This is a genomic window from Actinomadura sp. NPDC000600 (assembly GCF_040492135.1).
Classification (GTDB): domain Bacteria; phylum Actinomycetota; class Actinomycetes; order Streptosporangiales; family Streptosporangiaceae; genus Spirillospora.
The window spans coordinates 90,674-111,348 of record NZ_JBEUPD010000016.1 but is presented as its reverse complement, the minus strand read 5'-3'; the positions used below and the strand labels follow the sequence as shown (position 1 = coordinate 111,348).

General features: G+C 74.3%; 16 protein-coding genes. 12 read left to right on the top strand and 4 right to left on the bottom strand.

All coding sequences use genetic code 11. From position 1 onward, the window contains the following. The first annotated feature begins 253 nt into the window (after positions 1-253). The 3 genes from ABWI07_RS23385 to ABWI07_RS23375 all read left to right on the top strand — a co-directional run bounded on the left by ABWI07_RS23385 (position 254) and on the right by ABWI07_RS23375 (position 2,920). Entirely contained in the window at positions 254-1,039 is a 786-nt protein-coding gene (locus ABWI07_RS23385; protein ID WP_149257298.1) for a methyltransferase domain-containing protein, read from the top strand. A gap of 75 nt (positions 1,040-1,114) precedes the next feature. Continuing rightward, positions 1,115-2,380, top strand: a complete 1,266-nt coding sequence (locus ABWI07_RS23380) for a DNA polymerase IV (RefSeq protein WP_149257297.1) — start codon at positions 1,115-1,117, stop codon at positions 2,378-2,380. 147 nt (positions 2,381-2,527) lie between these two features. Beyond that, the gene (locus ABWI07_RS23375; RefSeq protein WP_149257999.1) at positions 2,528-2,920 is read left to right on the top strand and encodes an SCO2097 family morphological protein; all 393 of its coding nucleotides are present in this window, start codon (positions 2,528-2,530) and stop codon (positions 2,918-2,920) included. 146 nt (positions 2,921-3,066) lie between these two features. Here the strand turns inward: ABWI07_RS23375 and ABWI07_RS23370 are convergent, their stop codons facing one another. After that, positions 3,067-3,972, bottom strand: a complete 906-nt coding sequence (locus ABWI07_RS23370) for an arginase family protein (protein WP_149257296.1) — start codon at positions 3,970-3,972, stop codon at positions 3,067-3,069. Between the two features lie 164 nt (positions 3,973-4,136). Between ABWI07_RS23370 and ABWI07_RS23365 the strand changes: the two genes are divergently transcribed. Further along, a complete protein-coding gene (locus ABWI07_RS23365) occupies positions 4,137-4,703 on the top strand; it encodes a CGNR zinc finger domain-containing protein (protein WP_353819792.1) in 567 nt (188 codons plus the stop codon). Between the two features lie 18 nt (positions 4,704-4,721). Here ABWI07_RS23365 and ABWI07_RS23360 read toward each other — a convergent pair whose 3' ends face one another. The 3 genes from ABWI07_RS23360 to ABWI07_RS23350 form a co-directional block, all read right to left on the bottom strand. Further along, the gene (locus tag ABWI07_RS23360) at positions 4,722-7,286 is read right to left on the bottom strand and encodes a transglutaminase TgpA family protein (RefSeq protein ID WP_353819791.1); all 2,565 of its coding nucleotides are present in this window, start codon (positions 7,284-7,286) and stop codon (positions 4,722-4,724) included. A 99-nt stretch (positions 7,287-7,385) separates the two neighbouring features. Then, positions 7,386-8,681: a DUF58 domain-containing protein gene (locus ABWI07_RS23355; RefSeq protein ID WP_149257294.1), complete on the bottom strand. Its 1,296-nt coding sequence runs from the start codon at positions 8,679-8,681 to the stop codon at positions 7,386-7,388. A 3-nt stretch (positions 8,682-8,684) separates the two neighbouring features. Next, positions 8,685-9,698 carry an AAA family ATPase gene (locus ABWI07_RS23350; protein ID WP_149257997.1) on the bottom strand — a complete coding sequence of 338 codons (1,014 nt, stop codon included), beginning with the start codon at positions 9,696-9,698 and terminating at the stop codon, positions 8,685-8,687. Positions 9,699-10,101: 403 nt separating this feature from the next. On the opposite strand from ABWI07_RS23350, the gene mraZ reads away from it, so the two are divergent. The 8 genes from mraZ (at position 10,102) to murD (ending at position 20,675) form a co-directional block, all read left to right on the top strand. Beyond that, positions 10,102-10,533: a division/cell wall cluster transcriptional repressor MraZ gene (gene mraZ, locus ABWI07_RS23345; RefSeq protein WP_089312308.1), complete on the top strand. Its 432-nt coding sequence runs from the start codon at positions 10,102-10,104 to the stop codon at positions 10,531-10,533. 245 nt (positions 10,534-10,778) lie between these two features. Continuing rightward, positions 10,779-11,984, top strand: coding sequence for a 16S rRNA (cytosine(1402)-N(4))-methyltransferase RsmH (gene rsmH / locus ABWI07_RS23340; protein WP_149257293.1), 1,206 nt, complete (start codon positions 10,779-10,781; stop codon positions 11,982-11,984). Continuing rightward, complete coding sequence (ftsL, locus tag ABWI07_RS23335; RefSeq protein ID WP_353819790.1) at positions 11,981-12,778, top strand: cell division protein FtsL; 798 nt, start codon at positions 11,981-11,983, stop codon at positions 12,776-12,778. Before rsmH ends, ftsL begins: the two co-directional genes overlap by 4 nt. Positions 12,779-12,812: 34 nt before the next feature. Continuing rightward, complete coding sequence (locus ABWI07_RS23330; RefSeq protein ID WP_353819789.1) at positions 12,813-15,071, top strand: peptidoglycan D,D-transpeptidase FtsI family protein; 2,259 nt, start codon at positions 12,813-12,815, stop codon at positions 15,069-15,071. 81 nt (positions 15,072-15,152) lie between these two features. Then, positions 15,153-16,736, top strand: coding sequence for a UDP-N-acetylmuramoyl-L-alanyl-D-glutamate--2,6-diaminopimelate ligase (locus tag ABWI07_RS23325; RefSeq protein WP_149257291.1), 1,584 nt, complete (start codon positions 15,153-15,155; stop codon positions 16,734-16,736). After that, a complete protein-coding gene (locus tag ABWI07_RS23320) occupies positions 16,733-18,160 on the top strand; it encodes a UDP-N-acetylmuramoyl-tripeptide--D-alanyl-D-alanine ligase (protein WP_149257290.1) in 1,428 nt (475 codons plus the stop codon). The genes ABWI07_RS23325 and ABWI07_RS23320 overlap by 4 nt, the downstream gene beginning before the upstream one ends. After that, positions 18,157-19,215, top strand: a complete 1,059-nt coding sequence (gene mraY / locus ABWI07_RS23315) for a phospho-N-acetylmuramoyl-pentapeptide-transferase (RefSeq protein ID WP_149257289.1) — start codon at positions 18,157-18,159, stop codon at positions 19,213-19,215. Before ABWI07_RS23320 ends, mraY begins: the two co-directional genes overlap by 4 nt. Further along, positions 19,197-20,675, top strand: a complete 1,479-nt coding sequence (murD, locus tag ABWI07_RS23310; protein ID WP_353819788.1) for a UDP-N-acetylmuramoyl-L-alanine--D-glutamate ligase — start codon at positions 19,197-19,199, stop codon at positions 20,673-20,675. The genes mraY and murD overlap by 19 nt, the downstream gene beginning before the upstream one ends.

Genomic DNA, 20,675 nt, shown 5'->3' with positions numbered 1-20,675 from the left:
TCTTCTCCTTCGGGCCTGGCGGCCCTCCATCGTCGAAAAACGCGGCGATCGCTGGCATCGCTCCGTCTCGCCTTGCGGCTCGCTGCGCGATCAGGTTCTCGCTTCGCTCGCGTCTCCGCCCCCGGCCCTGCCTTCGGACGCGATCGCAACCGTCGGGGTCGTCGCATAGTTGCGGCGGTGGCTGAGGTAGGCGCGGTGCTTATCGCAGTGCCGCCAGCCCCGAGCGACAGTGCGCTGCAATAAGCTCTCCTTGATGACGAACGTTAGGGGAGCGGCTGTGCCGGGCCGGGTTCAGAAACGGGTGCGGGGCGGGAGCCGGGTGCGCAACGCGGTCCTGTGGGACGCCCTGCGCGTGGTCCTCGACCGCATCACTCCCGAGGCCGGCCTGAGCGACGTCGTGGACGTCGGCGGCGGGACCGGCGGGTTCGCCGTGCCGCTCGCCGAGCTGGGGCACCGGGTCACGGTGGTCGACTCCAACCCGGACGCGCTGGCCGCGCTGGAGCGCCGGGCCGCCGAGTCCGGGGTGCGGGTCCGCGCCGTGCAGGGCGACGCCGTCGACCTGCCCGACCTGCTCGGCCCGGACGCCGCCGACCTCGTGCTGTGCCACAGCGTCCTGGAGTACGTCGACGATCCGGCCGCGGCGATGGCGGCGCTGACCGGCGCCGTCCGGCCGGGCGGCTCGGTCAGCGTGCTGGCGTCCGGGCAGATCGCGGCGGCGCTGCACCGCGCCGTGTCCGGGCACTTCGACGACGCCCGGCAGGTGCTCACCGACCCGTCCGGGCGGTGGGGCGAGGGTGACCGCATGCCGCGCCGGTTCACCCGCGAGACGCTGTCGGCGCTGGTGAGCGGCGCGGGGCTGCGGGTCGCCGAGCTGCAGGGCGTCCGCATCTTCGCCGACCTGGTGCCGAGCGGCCTGCTGGACGGCGACGCCGACTCGGCGGAGGCGCTGATCGCGCTGGAGTCCGTCGCCGCGGTCCACCCGGTCCTGCGGGACCTCGCCACCCAGTTGCACCTGGTGGCCGACAAGCCGGCCGGCTGAGACCGTGCGCGCGGCGGACCGGACGGCACGGCGGCGCGGCCCGCGCACGGCCTGGCGGCCGGGCGAGGAGTCCCCGTGAGCCGCAAGCAGCAGCTGCACCGGCCGGGGCCGCAGCCCGGCCCGCCCGCCGACGACACCGGCTGCTCCATCCTGCACGTCGACATGGACGCCTTCTTCGTCAGCGTCGAGCTGCTCGACCGGCCCGAGCTGCGCGGGCGCCCGGTCGTCGTGGGCGGCGCCGGGCCGCGCGGCGTGGTGTCCGCGGCCTCCTACGAGGCCCGGCGGTTCGGCGTGCACTCGGCGATGCCGATGACGCGGGCGCGGCGGCTGTGCCCGCAGGCGGTGGTGCTGCCGGTGAGCCACGGCAAGTACTCCCGCGTGTCGGCCGCGGTCTTCGAGATCTTCCGTTCCGTCACGCCGCTGGTCGAGGGCCTGTCGCTGGACGAGGCCTTCCTGGACGTGGCGGGCGCCCGGCGGCGGCTGGGCCGTCCCGCGGCGATCGCGCAGCTCATCCGCGACCAGGTCCGCGACCAGCAGGGCATCACCTGCTCGGTCGGCGTCGCGAACACCAAGTTCGTCGCGAAGCTCGCCTCGACGCGGTGCAAGCCCGACGGGCTGCTCGTGGTGCCCGCCGACGGCGTCGTCGACTTCCTGCACCCGCTGCCCGTCGCGTCCCTCTGGGGCGTCGGCGAGCGCACCGAGCAGGCGCTCACCCGCCTCGGGCTGCGCACCGTCGGGCAGCTCGCCCAGGTGCCCCCCACCACGTTGCAGCGCGAGCTCGGCAACGCGCTCGGCAGGCACCTGCACGAGCTGGCGTGGGGACGCGACCCGCGCGAGGTCGTCCCGCACACGCCCGACAAGAGCATCGGCGCCGAGGAGACCTTCGACACCGACGTCGACGACCCCGAGGTCATCCGGCGGGAGCTGCTGCGGCTGGCGGAGAAGGTCGGCGCGCGGCTGCGCGAGAGCGGGAACGCCGGTCGTACGATCAGCGTCAAACTACGGATGGCCGACTTCAAGACGATCACTCGGGCGCGCACGCTGGCCGAGCCCACCGATCTCGCACGTGTGATCTATGTCACAGCCCGCGAGCTGTACGAGGCGGCGGGCCTGGAACGGGTACGACTCCGTCTGGTCGGGGTGCGGGTGGAGAACCTGGGCCCCGCCGGCGAGGCCCCCCGTCAGCTCGCCCTCGACGAGCCCGACAGCGGCTGGCGTGAGGCCGAGCGAGCCATGGACCAGGTCGCGCACCGGTTCGGCCGCGGCGCGGTGCGCCCCGCCGCGCTCGTCCGGCGTGCGGCGGAGGGTGACGCACGGGACGGCAGGGACGGAAGACAATGAAAGAAGGCTGTGGGGTGACCGGCTCCGGGTCCTCGGGGGGCCGTTCGCTTTCGTACGCTCGAGAGTCCTCGTATTCTGGGCATATCACCGTTGACGTTCGCGTCCCGCATCGGATACTCCGTCGCGGAGCTGTCGCTGGGAGGTGCCGTGCCGCTCTCTGAGCACGAGCAGCGCATGCTCGAACAGATCGAATCGGCGTTGTACGCCGAGGATCCCAAGTTCGCTCACGCGGTTCGCTCGACCAACCCCCAGGTCCATTACAAGCGCCGGATCGTCAAGGCCGCGCTCGGCTTCGTGGTGGGCGTGGGCGCGCTGATGGCCGGTCTCGTGATCAACGAGGGCACCGTCACCATCGCGATCAGCGTGACGGGGTTCCTGCTGATGGTCGTGTGCTGCGTCTGGGCGCTGACGAGCTGGAAGCGGATGACCGGCATCGGCAACGAGCCCGCCCGGGGCGGCGGCCGCCAGCCGCGCCCCGCCAAGGCGGGCTTCATGGAGCGCATGGAGGAACGCTGGCGCCGCCGCACCGAAGGCGACTGAGCGGCGTCTGGGGGCGTCCCCCAGAGTGACTTAGGCACTAGCTTCTCAGCGACTCGTCCCGGCCGTGCGTGGGTGCTCCCACGGGGCCGGGACGAACGTGTGTCCGGCCCCGCGGGTGAAAGCCGCCCTGCTCGTGCCCCGGGAGATCAGGCCTTGCGAGCGCCGAGGCGGCCGAGGCCGTCGGCGATCGTGTCGGCCACGAGCCGTGCGTACCCGCCGCCGGCGTCGAGGTCGGGGTCGAAGATGCAGACGTCGGCGCCGATCGCGTCGGCGGCCAGCTCGCTGAGCAGCGCGGTCAGTTGCCGGGGGTCGACTCCGCCGGGGGCGGGGCTGTCGACGGCGGGCATGTGGGCCGGGTCGAGGACGTCGATGTCGACGTGCAGCCAGAAGCCGTCGAGGCCGTCGGCGGCGACGGCCTCCCGGATCTGGGCGAGCGCGCCCGGCGGGTCGCTGATCCACTGGCTTGCGGGCACCACGCCGGCCAGGACCTCCCGTACTTCGGTGAGCGCGTCGTCGTCATCGCGGCAGCCGACGTGGACGACGTCCGCCGGGGCGAAGTAGGGGGACAGGCCCTCGATGTCGGACACCGCCGCCCAGTGCAGGCCGATCGCGGCGGCGAGGTCCTCACCGGCCACACTCGCGCACTGGTCAGAGTTGCCGGGGTGGCGGAAGTCGGTGTGCCCGTCGATGTGGACGAGGCCGTAGCGGCCCCTGCGGGCGAGCGCGACTCCGGCGCCGACGAGGAGGCTGCAGTCGCCGCCGAGGACCAGTGGAGCGCGTCCCCGGTCGACGATCGCGCCGATCCGCCCGGCCAGCCGCATCGCGTGGTCGATGAGAGCGTCCTGGTTGCGTACTCGGCCCGAGCCGGGGACCAGGTCGTCGACGTACCTCCCCGCGATGACGACACCGGCGTCCTCGGCGCCGTCGCGCAGGAGCCGGGTGTGCAGCCCGGCTTCGCGCAGCGCCTCCGGCGCCTTGGCGCACCCCGGGACGCCGGACTTCTGGGGTGGACGCAGTCCGAGGTTCGTCGGAGCCGCGAGGATTGAGATCATCAGTGGGCCTCCACGGTGAGGTGCCTGGTCAACCATTCGATCGCCGGCGGGTAGCGGTACTCGGTTCCCGGTGGACTAACCGGTGAAGAACTTAGGTGGTTAGCAGTTTGCGCGTCAACCAGTGATCGGGTTTGCTGGTTATAGCGAGAGCATTGGGAGCGGGCATGCGAGAACTTCCTCCGGAGGTGCGACCCGTCGTCGACTTCCTCAACACCGTCGACGTCGAGGACGGCACCGACGTGTTCGGCGACGGTCCGGAGGCTCTGGCGGACTGGCTCGTCGAGCAGGGGCTGTGCCGCTCAAGGCCGTCCGTCACGGCGGCGGACGTCCAGGCGGCGATCGACCTCAGGCGCGGGCTGCGCAGCCTGGCGCTCGCGAACAACGGCGAACCCGTCGACGCCGAGGACGTGAAGGCCGCCCAGGAGGTCCTGGCCGCCCTCACCCTCACCTTGCGCCTTCCGGCCGATGCGGACGCGGCGAAGAACCGGCCGTACCTCGCCGCGAGCGGCGGGCCCTTCTCCGAGGCCCTGGGCCGGATCGCCGCCGCCTACTTCGCCGCTTCGGCCCGGGGCGACTGGCCGCGGGTGCGGCGCTGCCCGGCACACGACTGCGCCTGGGTCTTCTGGGACTCCTCCAGGAACGCGTCCCGGCGGTGGTGCTCGATGCGGGTGTGCGGCAACCGCGCGAAGGCGCGCGCGTTCACCGAGCGGCGAGCGGCCCGCCCCGCCTGACCCCCGCTCCTCGCGCGCCTACCTGCGGCGGAGGCGCGCCGGCAGGTCGTTCAGGCGGGTCGTCAGGTCGTTGAGGCGGGCGGTGGCGTCGAGGGCGCGGTCTCCCGCGGTGCGGAGCGCGGCGCGGGTCTGCGCCACCGTGGACGGCGGCAGCAGGCGGGCGCGCCACCGTGCCCGGCGCCCCACGGACGCGGAGAACGCCTCCCGGACGGTCCGGACGTCGGCGCGCAGCCGCTCGGGCGGCTCGTAGGAGCGGGTCCGCGAGTAGCGCGCCAGCTCCTCGGCGCGGGCGATCCGGGTCAGGGCCTGCGTGCTCGGCGCGTCCATCTCCAGCAGCTCGCCGAGCCGCCGTGCGGCCGCCCGGGGGGATTCGCTGGCCCGCCATTCCAGCCCGTGGTCGAGAGCGTCCGCGCACATCTCCTGCCATGCGGCGTGCGCCACCCCGGCCGGATCGGGCGTCCGCGTTCCCGGCTCCGCAGCGGCGACCTGACCGCGTGCCCGCGTTCGCCGCGCGGGTTCCGCCTTCCCCACCGGATCCGACGCCCCGGCCTTTCGCGCGGGCGCCGGCGGCGGGGCGGACGAGGTGGTCAGCGCCGCCCACCGGCGCCACCGGACGAGCCTGCGCAGCACCATCGGCACGGTCATCAGCAGCACGACCAGCAGGGCGCCGGCGACCCACGGCGCCGCGGAGAACCCGTCGTCGCCCTCCTCCTGCGCGCCGGTCGCGCCGGCCGGGCCCTCGTCGTTGCGGTGCCGCGGGCCGGTGGACGCGGCGGTCGAGCCCTCCTCCGGGGACGAGGAGTCCGGCGCCCGCGTGGTCTGCTCCTCCGGACTGCCGCCGGTGCTGCTCGCGGGCTGGCTGTAGACGGGGGCGAGGGCGGTGCCCTGCCCGCCCGCGCCGCTCGGCGTGGGCTCGAAGCGCACCCATCCCGAGCCCTCGAAGTACAGCTCGGGCCAGGCGTGCGCGTCGCGCGACCGCACCACCCACTCGCCGGGCTTGACCTCGCTGCCCGGCGTGTACCCCATCGCCACCCGGGACGGGATGCCGAGGATCCGCGCCATCAGCGCCATCGAGGCGGCGAACTGCTCGCAGTAGCCGCGCTTGCTGTGCAGCAGGAAGTCGACGAGGTCGCTGCCGTGCTGCGGCGCGGGCGCGGACAGGTCGTAGGTGAACCCGCCGCTCATGGTGAACCAGCGCTGCAGCCGCACCGCCTGGCCGAGCGCGGTCGCCGACCCGGCGGTGACGTCCGCGGCGAGCTTCCTGACCTGCGGCGGGACGTTCTTGGGCACCGCCGTGTAGTGCGCGACGATGTCGGGCGGGTAGGGCCCCGCGGCGGCGAGCTGCCCGGAGGTGGGCTCGGGGAGCATGCTCTTGACGGTGTAGGAGCGCCCGCTCGCCGAGTCGCGCAGTGAGTAGATCATCAGCGACTGGCCGTGCACCCGCCAGTCGCCCTTGATCGACACCTTGGTCGGGGCGTACGGCACCGGCAGGAACGTCATGTTCCTGACCTCGGGCCGCACCCGCACCTCGGTCGTCACCTCGCGCGAGGGCGCGACGGTCAGCCCCGGCGGCGGGGGGAGGGTGCGGTCGCCGCTCACCCGGTCCTTGGAACTGCTCTTCAGCGGGCTGTAGGTCCACCGGTCGCCGTCGAACCGGTCGAGGGCGTAGAGGCGCAGGTAGCCGGGGCTCTCGGGGGCGTCGCTGCGGTAGGTGAGGACGGTCGAGTCGTCCAGCCGGGTCAGTTCCCGCTTCAGGCTGACCAGCGGGTCGGGCGTCGTCACGGTCTGCGTGCCCGGACCGGAGCCGCCGCCCATGCCGAACACGCCGCGCGGGTGCAGGCCGGGCACCGCGGCCGGCAGCAGCACGGCGACGGCGACCGTGCCGGCCGCGATCCGGCGGCCGCTCGCCGCGAGCGCCGAGGCGTCGGGCCGGTGGTCGGGGTCACCGGGCGGCGGCTGCGCGCCCGCCAGCGGCACGTCCCGCGGGCTGCGGCGCGTCGCCACGATCCGCCCCCAGCCGCCGACCTGCTCTCGGGCGTCGGCCATGAGCAGGGCGAGGAAGCCGAACGCGCCGATGCCGAAGGCCGGCCAGCCGACGCCGTCCTCGCGGATCGCCGCGGGCACGCTGTACATGGCGAGCAGCGGCAGCCCGGCGGGCGCGGCGCGGCGCAGCCGCACGGCCAGCAGGTCCACCAGGACGGCGACCAGGCCGATGCCCGCGGCGGCCAGCATCGCGATGCCGGGGACGAGCGGGACGGGCGCCGCGTACCGGTTGGCCGCCCGCCAGCCCTCGTCCGCCAGTTCGCCGAGGTGCCGCACCGACTCCGGCGACGGGACGACCCCGAGCCACGCCTCGCCGCCGGCGAAGGCCATGTTGAGGTACAGCACCAGCGCCGCCAGGCCGAACAGCAGCCCGACCGGCGCGGGCGTGCGCAGGCGCCGCGACAGCAGCCCGCCGCCGGACACGGCCAGCACCGCGCCGACACCCGCCCAGAACCAGCCCGCCTTCTCGAACAGCGGGTACAGCCCGATCGAGCCGGCGAGCGTCGCCAGCCCGGCCATCACCGTCATCCGGACCCTCATGCGCCGCCCTCGTCCATGCGCTTCCCCTGCTCATGCACCTGCCGCCGCCCGTGCGCCGCGCCGCTCACGCGCTGAGCCCGAGCCCGGCGCCGCCCCTGCTCATGCGCCGCCCCTGACGAAGTCCTCGCCCGCCTTGCCCGCCTGCGCCCACGCCCCGGCCAGGTCCGCCGCGGACCGGACGGTCAGCACCCGCCAGCCGCCCGCGCGCAGCAGGCCCGCGGCCGTCCCGCCGACGGTTCCGCCGCCGGCCCCGTCGCCCGTCTCGCCGTCCTGCGGCGATCCGCCGGGGCCGCTCTCGATGAGCACCGCGACGCACGTGCCGGTACCGCGCCGGGCCGCGGAGACCACGCGGGCCTCGTCGTCCGACAGAGTTCCGAAGACCCCGACGACCAGGCCGTCGCCCTCCCGGCTCCCGCCGCGACCGCGCAGCGCGGCCAGCCCCGCCGTCAGCGAGCCGCCCTTGGACCGGCGCACCACCGCCAGCGCGTCGAGCAGCAGCCCCTCGAACGCGCCCTCGGACGGCCCCGCCGGAAGCACCTCGCCGCCGTCGGTCACGTACCGCAGGCTCATCCCCGTGCGGACGAGGTGGACGCCGATCGACGCGGTCGCCGAGACGGCCTGCTCGAACGAGCCGCTCGGCCCGTCGCCCCAGTGCGCGGAGCGGCGGGTGTCGAGGAACAGCGTGCCGCTGCTCTGGAAGTGCTGCTCCTCGCGGCGCACCATCAGCTCCCCGTGCCGGGCGGTGGACCGCCAGTGCACGCGGCGCAGGTCGTCGCCGTGCCGGTACTCGCGCGGGGCGACGTCGTCCTCGCCCGCCGCGGAGACCGCGCGGGCCACGCTGTCGCCGCCGCCCGTCCACGCGCCCGACAGCCGGCCCGGCGGCAGCGGCACGATCGCCGGCGTCACCGTGAGCGTGTCGGACAGGCTGAACGAGCGGACCAGCTCCACCATCCCGAACGGGTCGGCGAGCCGGACGGTCAGCGGCCCCACCCGGAAGCGCCCGCGCACGTCCGAGCGGATCCGGTAGCCGAGCTCACGGAACGCCTGCGGCTCGATCCGCTCCAGCACGAACCGCGCCCGCCCGCCGAGCGCGTAGGGCACCCGGTCCTCCACCATCAGCAGCCCGCTCGGCAGCCGCGACACGTTCTCCAGCCGCAGGTCGACGCGGGACTCGTGGCCGACCGGCAGCCGCGCGGGCTCCAGCCGCCGCGCGCACGCCAGCCGGTAGCGCGTCCGCGCCACCGCGATCGTGCACAGCAGCGGCAGCGCCAGGACGAGCACCCCGGCGCGCAGCAGGTCGCGCTCGCCCAGCGCGACCGCGCAGGCGATCGCGGTCGCCCCCGCGGCCACGAACGACCGCCCGCGAGTGGTGAGGCCGGCCAGCGCCCGTCGCACCGGTCACCTGCCGGGGGAGGGCACCGGCAGCCGCTTCACCAGGTCGGCGACCACCTGCTCGGGACGGCGGCGCTCGACCTGCGCCTCGGCGGTCGGCAGCAGCCGGTGCGCGAGGACGGGGACGGCGAGGTCCTGGATGTCGTCGGGGACGACGTAGTCGCGGTCGTCGAGCGCGGCGTACGCCCGCGCGGCCCGCACCAGGTGGAGGGTGGCCCGCGGGGAGGCGCCGAGCCGCAGCTCCGGATGCCTGCGGGTGGCGGAGACGAGGTCGATCGCGTACTGCCGCACCGCCGGCGCGACGTGCTGGCCCCGCACCACCTCGATCAGGTCGCGGACGTCGGCGGCGTGCGCGACCGGGGTGAGCCGGTCGAGCGGCGAAGTCTCGCCGTGCGTGTCGAGCATCTCCAACTCGGCCGCCGGGTCGGGGTAGCCCATCGAGATGCGGGCGGTGAACCGGTCGCGCTGCGCCTCCGGCAGGGGATAGGTCCCCTCCATCTCCACGGGGTTCTGCGTGGAGATCACCATGAACGGGGGCTCCAGCTCGTAGGTCGTGCCGTCGACCGTGACCTGGCGCTCCTCCATGCACTCCAGCAGCGCGGACTGCGTCTTCGGGGACGCCCGGTTGATCTCGTCGCCGACCACGATGTTGGCGAACACCGGGCCCGGCTTGAACTCGAACTCGCGCCGTTCCTGGTTGTAGGCGCTGACCCCGGTGATGTCGCTGGGCAGCAGGTCGGGCGTGAACTGCACGCGCCGCACCGAGCAGTCGATCGAGCGCGCGAGCGCCTTGGCGAGCATCGTCTTGCCGACCCCGGGCACGTCCTCGATGAGCAGGTGCCCCTCGGCCAGCAGCACCGTCAGCGCGAGCCGCACCGCCGAGGGCTTGCCCTCGATCACCGACTCCACGGCGTCCCGGATCTTGTTCGCGACCTGGGCGAGCCCGTCGAGCCCGCCTCCCGCCGCGTCGCGACCGCCGCCGCGCCGGGCAGGGCGGGATGCCGGTGGGTCGGTCTCCATGAACGACTCGCCGTGCGTGCCTACTGCCACCAAACCCTCCTCAGCCGTTCCAAACGACAGTACGTCGTCGGAACGCCCACTGCGATGTTCATGTGGAACGCGAGCCAATTGTGCTCTACGTGGACGGCGGCAAACGACGCGCGCAACGCACCACTTCACTCCACCCCGCCCCTCCGAACCCTCTCGCGCCCCCGCGCGAGAGGGTTCGGACCGTCCCGCGCCGCGGCGGCGCGCGCAGGGGGCGCCGCTGGGCCCCACTCCACACCACCCTCGTTGACCTGCAGTTTCGTCGCGAAGAACGGCGCGTGGACGGCGTTTTTCTTGTTGACGGTGGGGAAGAGTGGAGTAGAGTGGGGCGCCGTGGGGGGCAGTAGCGCCCCATGCGGCGCGGGAGGTGGGGCCGGTGTTTCTCGGCACTCACTCGCCGCGCCTCGACGACAAGGGACGACTGTTCCTGCCGGCGAAGTACCGCGAGGAGCTGTCGGGGGGATTGGTGATCACGAAGGGCCAGGAACGCTGCCTGTACGTCTTCCCCATGGCGGAGTTCCAGCGGATAACCGAGGCTCTGCGTGCCGCGCCGGTCACCGAGAAGGCGGTCCGGAGCTACAGCCGGGTCTTCTTCGCCAGCGCCTCCGACGAGGTCCCCGACAAGCAGGGCCGCGTCACGATTCCGCCGCCGCTGCGCAAGTACGCGGGGCTCACCCGCGACTGCACGGTCATCGGGGCCAACACGCGTCTGGAGATCTGGGACACCCAGGCCTGGGAGACCTACCTGGAGCAGGAGGAGCAAACCTTCTCCGACGTCTCGGAGGAGGTGTTGCCAGGGATTCTCTGACATGCGACTCGTCGGTCCGATGACCGGCACTGGCCCACGTTCGGCCAGGTCTCCAGCCGCTCTCCAGCCAGCTGGCGCAGCTTCCCCGGTGCCAGACGGCGACCCCCCGCGGGCAACGCGGTGATCTTCCTCTAGGGCAGCGGATGGGGACCTGGCCGGGCGAGGCCGCCGCCGGGGGCGCGGAACGGTCCGGTCCGGCGATGCCACACAGTCCGCGAGCGAGGTGGCAGTACAGGGGGTGAAGCATGGACGCGCACAGGGGCACGGGGGGCCGCGAGGACTCCGGGAACCACGACGGTGACGACCGCCTTGCGGGGAACAGCGCCGCGGGGAACCACAGCGTGGGGAACGACGCGGCGGGAAACGGCGCCGCCGGAAATGACGCCGCCGGAAACGGCCCGGCTGGGAATGGTGCGGCGGGAAAGGCCGCCCCTGGAAAAGACGCCGCGGGGAATGACGCGGCGGAGAACGACGCGGCGCAGGACCGGGGGGCCGACAGCGGCCACGTGCCGGTCATGCTCGACCGCGTCCTCGAACTTCTCGTCCCCGCAGCCGAGGCCGTCGCCGGCCGCGCCCCCGTCTACCTCGACGCCACGCTCGGCATGGGCGGCCACGCCGAGGCGATGCTGCGCGCCGTCCCGTCGCTGCGCCTCATCGGCCTCGACCGCGACACCACGGCGCTGGAGCGGTCCGCGCGCAGGCTCGCCCCGTTCGGCGACCGCGTGGCGCTGGAGCACGCCGTCTACGACGAGATCCCCGCGGTGCTGCGACGGCTCGGAGTCCCGGCAGTCGACGCCGTCCTGTTCGACCTCGGCGTGTCCTCCCCGCAGCTCGACGAGGCCGACCGCGGCTTCGCCTACTCCTACGACGCCCCCCTCGACATGCGGATGGACCGCACCCAGAGCCTCACCGCGGCGGAGGTCGTCAACGGCTACCCGCCCGCCGAGCTCGCCCGCATCCTGCGCGAGTACGGCGAGGAGCGGTTCGCCCAGCGCATCGCCGCCGCGATCGTCCGGGAGCGCGAGCGCGCCCCGCTGGAGTCGACCCGGCGCCTCGCCGACCTGGTGCGCACCTCCATCCCCGCCGCGACCCGCCGCACCGGCGGCAACCCCGCCAAGCGCACCTTCCAGGCGCTGCGCATCGAGGTGAACGGCGAGCTCGACACCTGGCGCCGGGCGCTGCCCGCCGCCCTGGACGCGCTCCCGGTCGGCGGCCGGGTCGTCGTCCTGTCCTACCACTCGCTCGAGGACCGCATCACCAAGCAGGTCCTCGCCGCCCAGGCGGCCGACACCACCCCGCCGGACCTGCCGGTCCCGCTGCCCGAGCACGAGCCGAGGTTCCGGCTCCTGACGCGCGGGGCGGAACTGGCGTCCGACGAGGAGACAACGACCAACCCACGGGCCGGATCGGTGCGGATGCGCGCCGCGGAGCGGGTCCGGGAGGCGACATGACCACGACGAGCAGGCGGCCGCCGACCAGGGCGCCGAAGAAGAGGGCCGCGGACCGCCTGGACGGCGCCGCCGTCCCGGCCGCGCCCGCGCCCGCCAAGGGCTCGCGCGCCGGCGCGTCGCCGCGGAACCCGTCGAACGGCGGGGCCGCCGGTGCCGCGGCCGCGAAGCCGGCGAAGCCCGCACCCGCCGGCGCGACGGCGGTGAAGACGCGGACGAAGACCGCGCCCGCGAAGAGCACCAAGGCCGCCAAGACCAAGGTCGCGAAGAGCGCGGACGTCGCGCGGAGCACGAGCACGGCCGCGTCGCGTCGCTCCGGGCAGGCCGCGCCGCGCGCGCCGTTCGTCCTGCTCATCGTCGGGCTGCTCGGCGGCGCGCTGGTCAGCCTGCTGCTGCTCAACACCGTCCTCGCCAAGGACGCGTTCACGCTGACGCGGCTCCAGCAGAGCAACAAGCAGCTGGAGCAGCAGCGCCAGGCCTACGAGGAGGAGATCGCCCGCGAGGGCTCCCCGCAGCAGCTGTCGAACAAGGCCGAGGGCCTCGGCATGAAGCAGGGCGAGAACCCGGCCTTCTTCTCCACCGAGCCCGGCGGGCCCGGCGGCACGATCCGCCCCGTCCCGCAGGCGGCCGCGGCGTCGGCCGGCGCGGCCGGGGTCCTCGGCGTGCCCGGCACCGTGGTGCCCGGCGACGGCGCGGCGCCTCCCAAGACCACGGGAACCCGCAACGGCCACGGAACGCGGGCCGGGAACGGAACGCGGACCGGGAACGGGGCGCGCACCGGGCACGGGGCGCCGTGAGCGGGCGCGGCGACGGCGGGGAGCGGGTGGCGCGGTGACGAAGGGCCCGGGACGCGGCAGCGGCGGGCCGCCCCCCGGCCGCGGGCGCGGCCCGGACGGGCGCGGCCCCCGCGGCGCGGCCGGGCGCGACGACAAGAGCGGCCCGGGCGCGGCGCGCGCGTCCGGGCGTCAGACCGGGAGCACGCCGCGCCCGCCCTCGGGACGGGCGGACGGCTCGGGGCGGCCGGGCGCGAAGGGCGGCGGCGCCCGCCGTCCCGCGCGCAGCGGCATGGTCCCCGGCCCCCGCAAGGAGACCCCGCGCAAGGAGACCGCTCGCAAGGAACCCGCGCGTAAGGAGAAGGGGAGCGAGCGGACGGCCGGGGCCGCGACGTCCACCAAGCGCCCCGCACGGAAGAAGACGCCCGCCAGGGGAGCGGCCGGGGAGGGCCGCGCGGCCCGCACGACCCGCAGCCCCCAGGGCGCGCGGCCGAAGAGCGACGGCCCCCGCGGCCCGCGCCCCGGCGGCGGCTCCGGACGGCGCCCGCCGCCCGGCCGCCCGCCGCGGCCCCGGGTGCCGTTCCACCGGCGCGACCCGCTCAAGCGGCTCAACGTCGGGCTCCTCGTCGTCGCCTTCGTGCTGTCGCTGTTCGCCGGGCGGCTCGTCCAGCTCCAGACGATCGAGTCGGACGAGTACACCCAGCAGGCGATGCTCCAGCGGATGCGGGAGATCACGCTGCCCGCCGTCCGCGGCGACATCACCGACGCGCAGGGCAACCCGCTCGCCATGACGGTGGAGGCCCGCGCGATCTTCGCGGACCCCTCCCTCATCAAGCCGGAGAAGCGGCAGCCGATCGTCAACGCGCTGGCCCCGACGCTCGGGCTCAACCCCGCGACGCTGCTGAAGCAGATCAGCAAGCCCGACACCAGGTTCGTGTACCTCGCGCATGGGGTCCGCCCCGACCAGGCGCGGCTGGTCAGCTCGTGGAACTTCCTCGGCATCGGCACTTTGCCGGAATACCGCCGGGAATATCCCAACGATTCGCTGGCCGCCGGCGTCATAGGTTTCGTGAACGACACGGGGCGGGGGGCCGCCGGACTGGAGAGCTCGCTGAACGACGTGCTCGCCGGCAAGGCGGGCTGGCAGCGGGTGGAGATCAGCCCCGAGGGCCAGCACATCCCCATGGGCGAGGACCAGAAGCGCCCGTCGGTGCCGGGCCGCGGGGTCCGCCTGACGCTGCAGCGCGACCTGCAGTTCAAGGCGCAGCAGGCGATCGAGCAGCAGGTCAGGGCGACCCGGGCCAAGAGCGGCACCGTGATCGTCATGGACCCGCGCACCGGCCGGCTCCTGGCGATGGCGTCCGCGCCCGGTTTCGACCCGAACGACTACGCCGACTCCGACCGGTCCCGCTGGGGCAGCCCCCTGGTGCAGGACGCCTACGAGCCGGGCAGCACCGGCAAGGTCGTCACCGCCGCGGCCGTCATGGAGCACGGCGGCGTCACCCCGAAGACGCCCTACACCGTCCCCGACAGGATCAAGAAGTGGGACGTGGTGTTCCACGACTCGCACGACCACGCGCCGGAGCCGCTCACGTTCGCCGGCGTGCTCGCCAAGTCCAGCAACGTCGGCACCATCATGGCGAGCGAGAGCATCAGCGAGGAGCAGCTCTACCAGACGCTGCGCGACTTCGGCTTCGGGCAGCGGACCGGCCTGCCCCTCCCGGGTGAGACGGCCGGCCAACTGGAGCCGCCGGCCAAGTGGTCGGGCACCGACCGGTACCCGATCGCGTTCGGCCAGACGGTCTCGGTGAACGCGGTGCAGATGGCGAGCGTCTACTCGACGATCGCCAACGGCGGCGTCCGCGTCGCGCCCACCCTCGTCGCGGGCACCGTGGGGGAGCACGACAAGTTCACCCCCGCGCCCGCGCCGGAGCGCAGGCAGGTCATCAGCGCGAAGACGGCCCGGCAGATCAGCGACATGCTGGAGGGCGTCACCACGAACGAGGGCACCGCCCCCAAGGCGCAGATCAAGGGCTACCGCGTCGCGGGCAAGACCGGCACCGCCGAGAACGTCAACCCGCGCTGCGGCTGCTACGACGGCGGCGGCTACACCGCCTCGTTCGCCGGGTTCGCGCCCGCGGACGACCCGCGGCTGGTCGTGCAGGTCGTCCTGCGGGACCCGAAGCGGGGGAGCCACTATGGTGGCGATGCGGCGGCACCGGTCTTCAAGGACGTGATGAGCTTCGCGCTTCAGTCCGAGAAGATCCCGCCGACGGGGAGCAGGCCGCCGATCATCGAGATCCGCGCCCGAGACTGATCGCAGCGAGTACCCTCCTCGCCTGTGAGTCCACCACCCGTGTCCCACCAGTCCCGAACCGTCCGCAACGAAAGAAACGCCATGCGTCCCACCACCAACCCGGCTCGTCCGCTGAGCGGACTCGCGGCGCTTCTCGGAATCGGACAGGACGGGCCGGACGGACGGGGCGGCGGGAGCCCCTGGGACGGCGTCTCCGCCACGGGCATCACGCACGACTCGCGCGCCGTCATGCCGGGCGACATCTACGCGGCCCTGCCCGGCGCCCGCGCCCACGGCGCCCAGTTCTCCGCCCAGGCCGCGGACGCCGGCGCCGTGGCGATCCTCACCGACCCCGACGGGTACGACCGGGCCGCGGCGACGGGCCTGCCCGTCCTGGTGACCCCCGACGTCCGGGCCCGGCTGGGCGACGCGGCGTCCTGGGTGTACGGCGAGCCGGGCCGCGACATCACCCTCATCGGCGTGACCGGCACCAGCGGCAAGACCACCACGGTGTTCCTGCTCGACGCGGGCCTGCGCGCCGCCGGGATCGAGACGGGCCTCGTCGGCGGCGTCGAGATCCGGGTGGGCGGCGACCGGGTGCCGAGCGCGCTCACCACGCCGGAGGCGACCGACCTGCACGCGCTGCTGGCGATGATGCGCGAGCGCGGCGTCGGCGCCGCGGCGATGGAGGTGTCCAGCCACGCGCTCGTGCAGGGCCGGGTAGGCGGCGCCCGCTACGAGGTGGCGGTGTTCACGAACCTGTCCCAGGACCACCTCGACTACCACCCGACCATGCAGGACTACTTCCTCGCGAAGGCGCGGCTGTTCACGCCCGAGTACTCGCGGATCGGCGTGATCAACCTCGACGACCACTACGGCCGCGAGCTGCTGGAGATCACCACGGTGCCCGCGACGACGTTCTCCCCGTCGGGGGACCCGGCGGCCGACTGGCGGGCCGAGGACGTGCGCGTCGGCGCCGACGGCAGCGTGTTCCGCGTCGTCGGGCCCCTCGGCATCGAGGCCGACGCCGAGGTGCGGCTCGCCGGGCCGTTCAACGTCGCCAACGCCCTCGCCGCGATCGTGGCGCTGGTCGAGGCGGGCATCCCGCTGCAGGCGGCGGTCCGGGGGGTCGCGTCCCTGCCCGGCGTCCCCGGGCGGCTGGAGCGGGTCGACGAGGGCCAGGACTTCGTGACCCTGGTCGACTACTCGCACAAGCCGGGCGCGGTCGAGGCGGTCCTGAACGCGCTGCGGCCCGTCACCGAGGGCGACCTCACGGTGGTGCTCGGGTGCGGCGGCGACCGCGACCGCGGCAAGCGCCCGCTCATGGGCGAGGCCGCCGCGCGGCTGGCCGACATGGCGTATTTCACCAACGACAACCCGAGGTCGGAAGATCCACTCGCGATCCTTGCCGCTATGGTCGAGGGCGGGCTCAAGGTGCCGCAGCCGGAGCGCGCGCACATCGTCGTGGAGCCCGACCGCGCCGCCGCGATCGACCTGGCCGTCGGCCGCGCCCGCCGCGGCGACGTGGTGGTCGTCGCGGGCAAGGGCCACGAGCAGGGCCAGAACGTGGCGGGCGAGGTGCATCCGTTCGACGACCGCGAGGTCGTCCGCGCCGCGCTCCGGCGCCATGCAGACGCGCTCAGGCGCCCTGCACAAGGAATAAGAGGGGACGGGACGCAGGCGTGATCCCACTTCCGCTGTCGACGATCGCGGAGATCACGGGAGGGACCCGGCACGGGCCGCCGGACCCGGAGGGGAGCGGCCCCGCGGGGAACGGTCCCGCGGGGGGCGATCCCGTGGTGACCGGTCCCGTGGTGATCGACTCCCGCGCGGTGGAGCCCGGGGCGCTGTTCGCGGCGCTGAAGGGCGAGCACGTGGACGGCCACGACTACGCCGCCGGGGCCCTCGCGGCCGGGGCGGCGGGCGTGCTCGCCCAGCGCCCGGTGGACGGCGCGTGCGTGGTCGTCGACGACGTCCAGGAGGCGCTCGGACGGCTCGCCAGGGGCGTCCTGGAGCGGCTGCCCGACGTGACCGTCGTCGCGGTCACCGGCTCGGCCGGCAAGACCTCCACCAAGGACCTCATCGGGCAGGTGCTGAGCGGCGCGGGCCCGACGGTCTACCCGCCCGGCTCGTTCAACAACGAGATCGGGCTGCCGCTCACCGTGCTGCGCGCCGACGCCGAGACCCGCCACCTCGTCCTGGAGATGGGCGCCCGCCGCATCGGCCACATCGCCTACCTGACCGGGATCGCGCGTCCGGACGTCGGCGTCGTGCTGAACGTCGGCACCGCGCACGTGGGCGAGTTCGGCAGCCGGGAGAACATCGCCCAGGCCAAGGGCGAGATCGTGGAGGCGGTGCCGGAGGGCGGGACCGCCGTCCTCAACGCCGACGACCCGCTGGTCAGCGCGATGGCGTCCCGCACCCGGGGCGAGGTCGTCACGTTCGGCCGCTCGCCGGGCGCCGCGGTCCGCGCCGAGGACGAGGCGCTCGACGACCAGGGCCGGGCGAGCTTCACCCTCGTCACGCCGGAGGGCTCGGCGCCGGTCGCGCTGCGCCTGCACGGCGCGCACGCCGTCCCGAACGCGCTGGCCGCGGCCGCCGCCGCGCGCGCGGCCGGGCTCGGTACCGGGGCGGTCGCCGAGGCGCTGTCGGCGGCCGTGCCGGTCAGCCGGTGGCGGATGGAGGTCACCGAGCGGGCCGACGGGGTGACCGTGGTGAACGACGCCTACAACGCCAACCCCGACTCGACCCGCGCCGCGATCGACGTGCTGGTCCATCTGGCCCGGGGCCGCCGCGCCTACGCGGTCCTGGGCGAGATGGCCGAACTTGGTGACTCGTCCATGGCGGAACATGCCAGGATCGGGCAGCATGTCGCGCGCAGCGGGATCGCCGGGCTCGTGGTGGTCGGCGCGAACGCGGCGGCGATGGCCGAAGGGGCCGGGCAGGTGGCGTCATGGACGGGAGAGTGCGTACAGGTGGATGACGTCGGCGCGGCGGTGACCGTGCTCAGGGAGCGGCTCGCGCCGCGGGACGTCGTGCTGGTGAAGGGCTCCCGCGTGGCCGGCCTGGAACGGGTGGCCGAGGCGATCCTCGCGGAGGACGGCCGATGACCAACATCATCATCGCCGCGGGGATCGCGCTGGTCTTCGTGATGGTCGGCACGCCGGTGTGGATCCGCATCGTCAACCGGCTCGGCTACGGCCAGATGATCCGCGACGAGGGCCCCGAGGCCCATCTGAACAAGCGCGGCACCCCCACCATGGGCGGGACGGTCTTCATCGTCGGCTCGCTCGTCGGCTACGCGGCCGCGCACCTGTTCACCGGGGAGGCGCCCACCATCTCGGGCCTCCTCGTGCTGTTCCTGATGACGGGCCTCGGCCTCGTCGGGTTCGTGGACGACTACATCAAGGTGTTCAAGCAGCGCAGCCTCGGCCTGCGCAGCGGCGCCAAGATGATCGGCATCGTCCTCGTCGGCGTCGTGTTCGCCGTCGCGTCGCTGAACTTCCCCAACGGCTACGACGTCACCCCCGCCGACCCCCACCTGTCCTTCCTGCGCGACTTCGGCCCCTCGATCGGCCCGTACCTGTTCGTGGTGTGGGCGCTGCTGCTCATCGCGGCCATGTCCAACGGCGTGAACCTCACCGACGGCCTGGACGGCCTCGCGGCGGGCCCGGCCGGCATGGTGCTGGCCGCCTACGTCATCATCGGCAACTGGCAGCTGCGCAACAGCTGCGCCGCCGCCCTGGCCCCCAACTGCTACAGCGTCCGCGACCCCCTCGACCTCGCGGTGGTCGCCGCGGCCGTGCTCGGCGGCGTGTTCGGGTTCCTGTGGTGGAACGCCCCGCCCGCGAAGATCTTCATGGGCGACACCGGCTCGCTGGCCCTCGGCGGCGTGCTGGTCGGCTTGGCGATCCTCACCCGCACCCAGCTGCTCCTGGCCATCCTGTGCGGGCTGATCGTGATGATCACGCTGTCGGTGATCATCCAGGTCGGCGGTTTCAAGATGACCGGGAAACGCGTGTTCAAGATGGCGCCGCTGCAGCACCACTTCGAGCTGTCCGGCTGGGCCGAGACCACCATCGTCGTGCGCTTCTGGCTGATGTCCGCGACGTTCGTCGCGATCGGCATCGGCCTGTTCTACCTGGAATGGATGCCGAAGAAGTGACCGAGCGCTCCTGGGACGGCCGGCTCGGGGACGGCCTGAGCGTGTGCGTGGCCGGGCTCGGCGTGTCCGGCCGCGCCGCCGCCCGCGTCCTGGCCGCGCGCGGCGCCCGCGTCACCATCGTGGACGCCCGCGACGGCGAGGAGCAGCGCGGGCACGCCGCCGAGCTGGAGGCGTCCGGGGTGGCGGTCCGGCTCGGCGACGGCGAGTCCCTCCCGGCGGGCACCGGCCTCGTCGTGACCTCGCCGGGCTGGCGGCCGGACGCGCCGCTGCTCGCCGCGGCCGCCGCGGCCGGGATCGAGATCATCGGCGAGGTGGAGCTGGCGTGGCGGCTGCGGCCGGAAGGCGCGGCGCCCTGGCTCGCCATCACCGGGACGGACGGCAAGACCACCGTCGTGCGCATGCTGGCCTGCATGCTCACCGCCGCAGGGCACAAGGCGCTCGCGGTCGGGAATGTTGGCACGCCCATCGTCGAGGCGGTCACAGGTCTTGCCGGGGGGTCTGGGGGGTCGCCCCCCCAGAAGGAACATGAGGCTCATGATGTGCTGGCGGTGGAGCTTTCGAGCTACCAGCTGCACTGGTCGAGCTCCGTCGCCCCCTACGCGTCCGCGGTGCTGAACGTCGCGCCCGACCACCTCGACTGGCACGGCTCCATGGACGCCTACGTCGGCGCCAAGGCCAAGATCTTCGCGCCGGGCTGCGTCGCCGTCTACAACGCCGACGACGACACCTCCGCCGCCCTCGCCGAGCGCGCCGAGGGCGTCGCCAGGCGGGTCGGCTTCACCCTCCAGGTGCCGCGCCCCGGCGAGCTCGGCGTCGTGGAGGAGCTGCTGGTCGACCGGGCCTTCACCGGCGACCCCGCGAGCCAGGCCGCCGAGCTGGCCGCGCTCGGCGACGTGCGGCCGTTCGCCCCGCACAACGTCGCCAACGCCCTCGCCGCCGCCGGGCTGGCCCGCGCGTTCGGGGTGCCGCCCGAGGCCGTCCGCGAGGGGCTGCGGGCGTTCGTCCCCGACCCGCACCGCATCCAGCACGTCGCCGACATCGCGGGCGTCGCCTACGTCAACGACTCCAAGGCGACCCAGCCGCACGCGGCCGCCGCGTCCCTCGCCGCCTACGAGAGCGTCGTGTGGATCGCCGGCGGCCTCCTCAAGGGCCTGGACGTCGACGACCTGGTGCGTTCGTGCGCCGGGCGGCTGCGCGGCGCCGTGCTGATGGGACGCGACCGGCACCGGATCGCCGAGGCACTCGCGCGACACGCCCCGGATGTCCCTGTCGTGGACGTCCCCGACACCGACACTGGGGCCATGGACCGCGTCGTCGCCCACGCCTCCGGCCTCGCCCGCCCCGGGGACACCGTGCTGCTCGCGCCCGTCGGGGCGTCCTTCGACATGTTCGCCAACTATCCCGCCCGCGGGGACGCCTTCATCGCGGCGGTCGAGCGCCTCTCCAAGGACGCCGGGTAA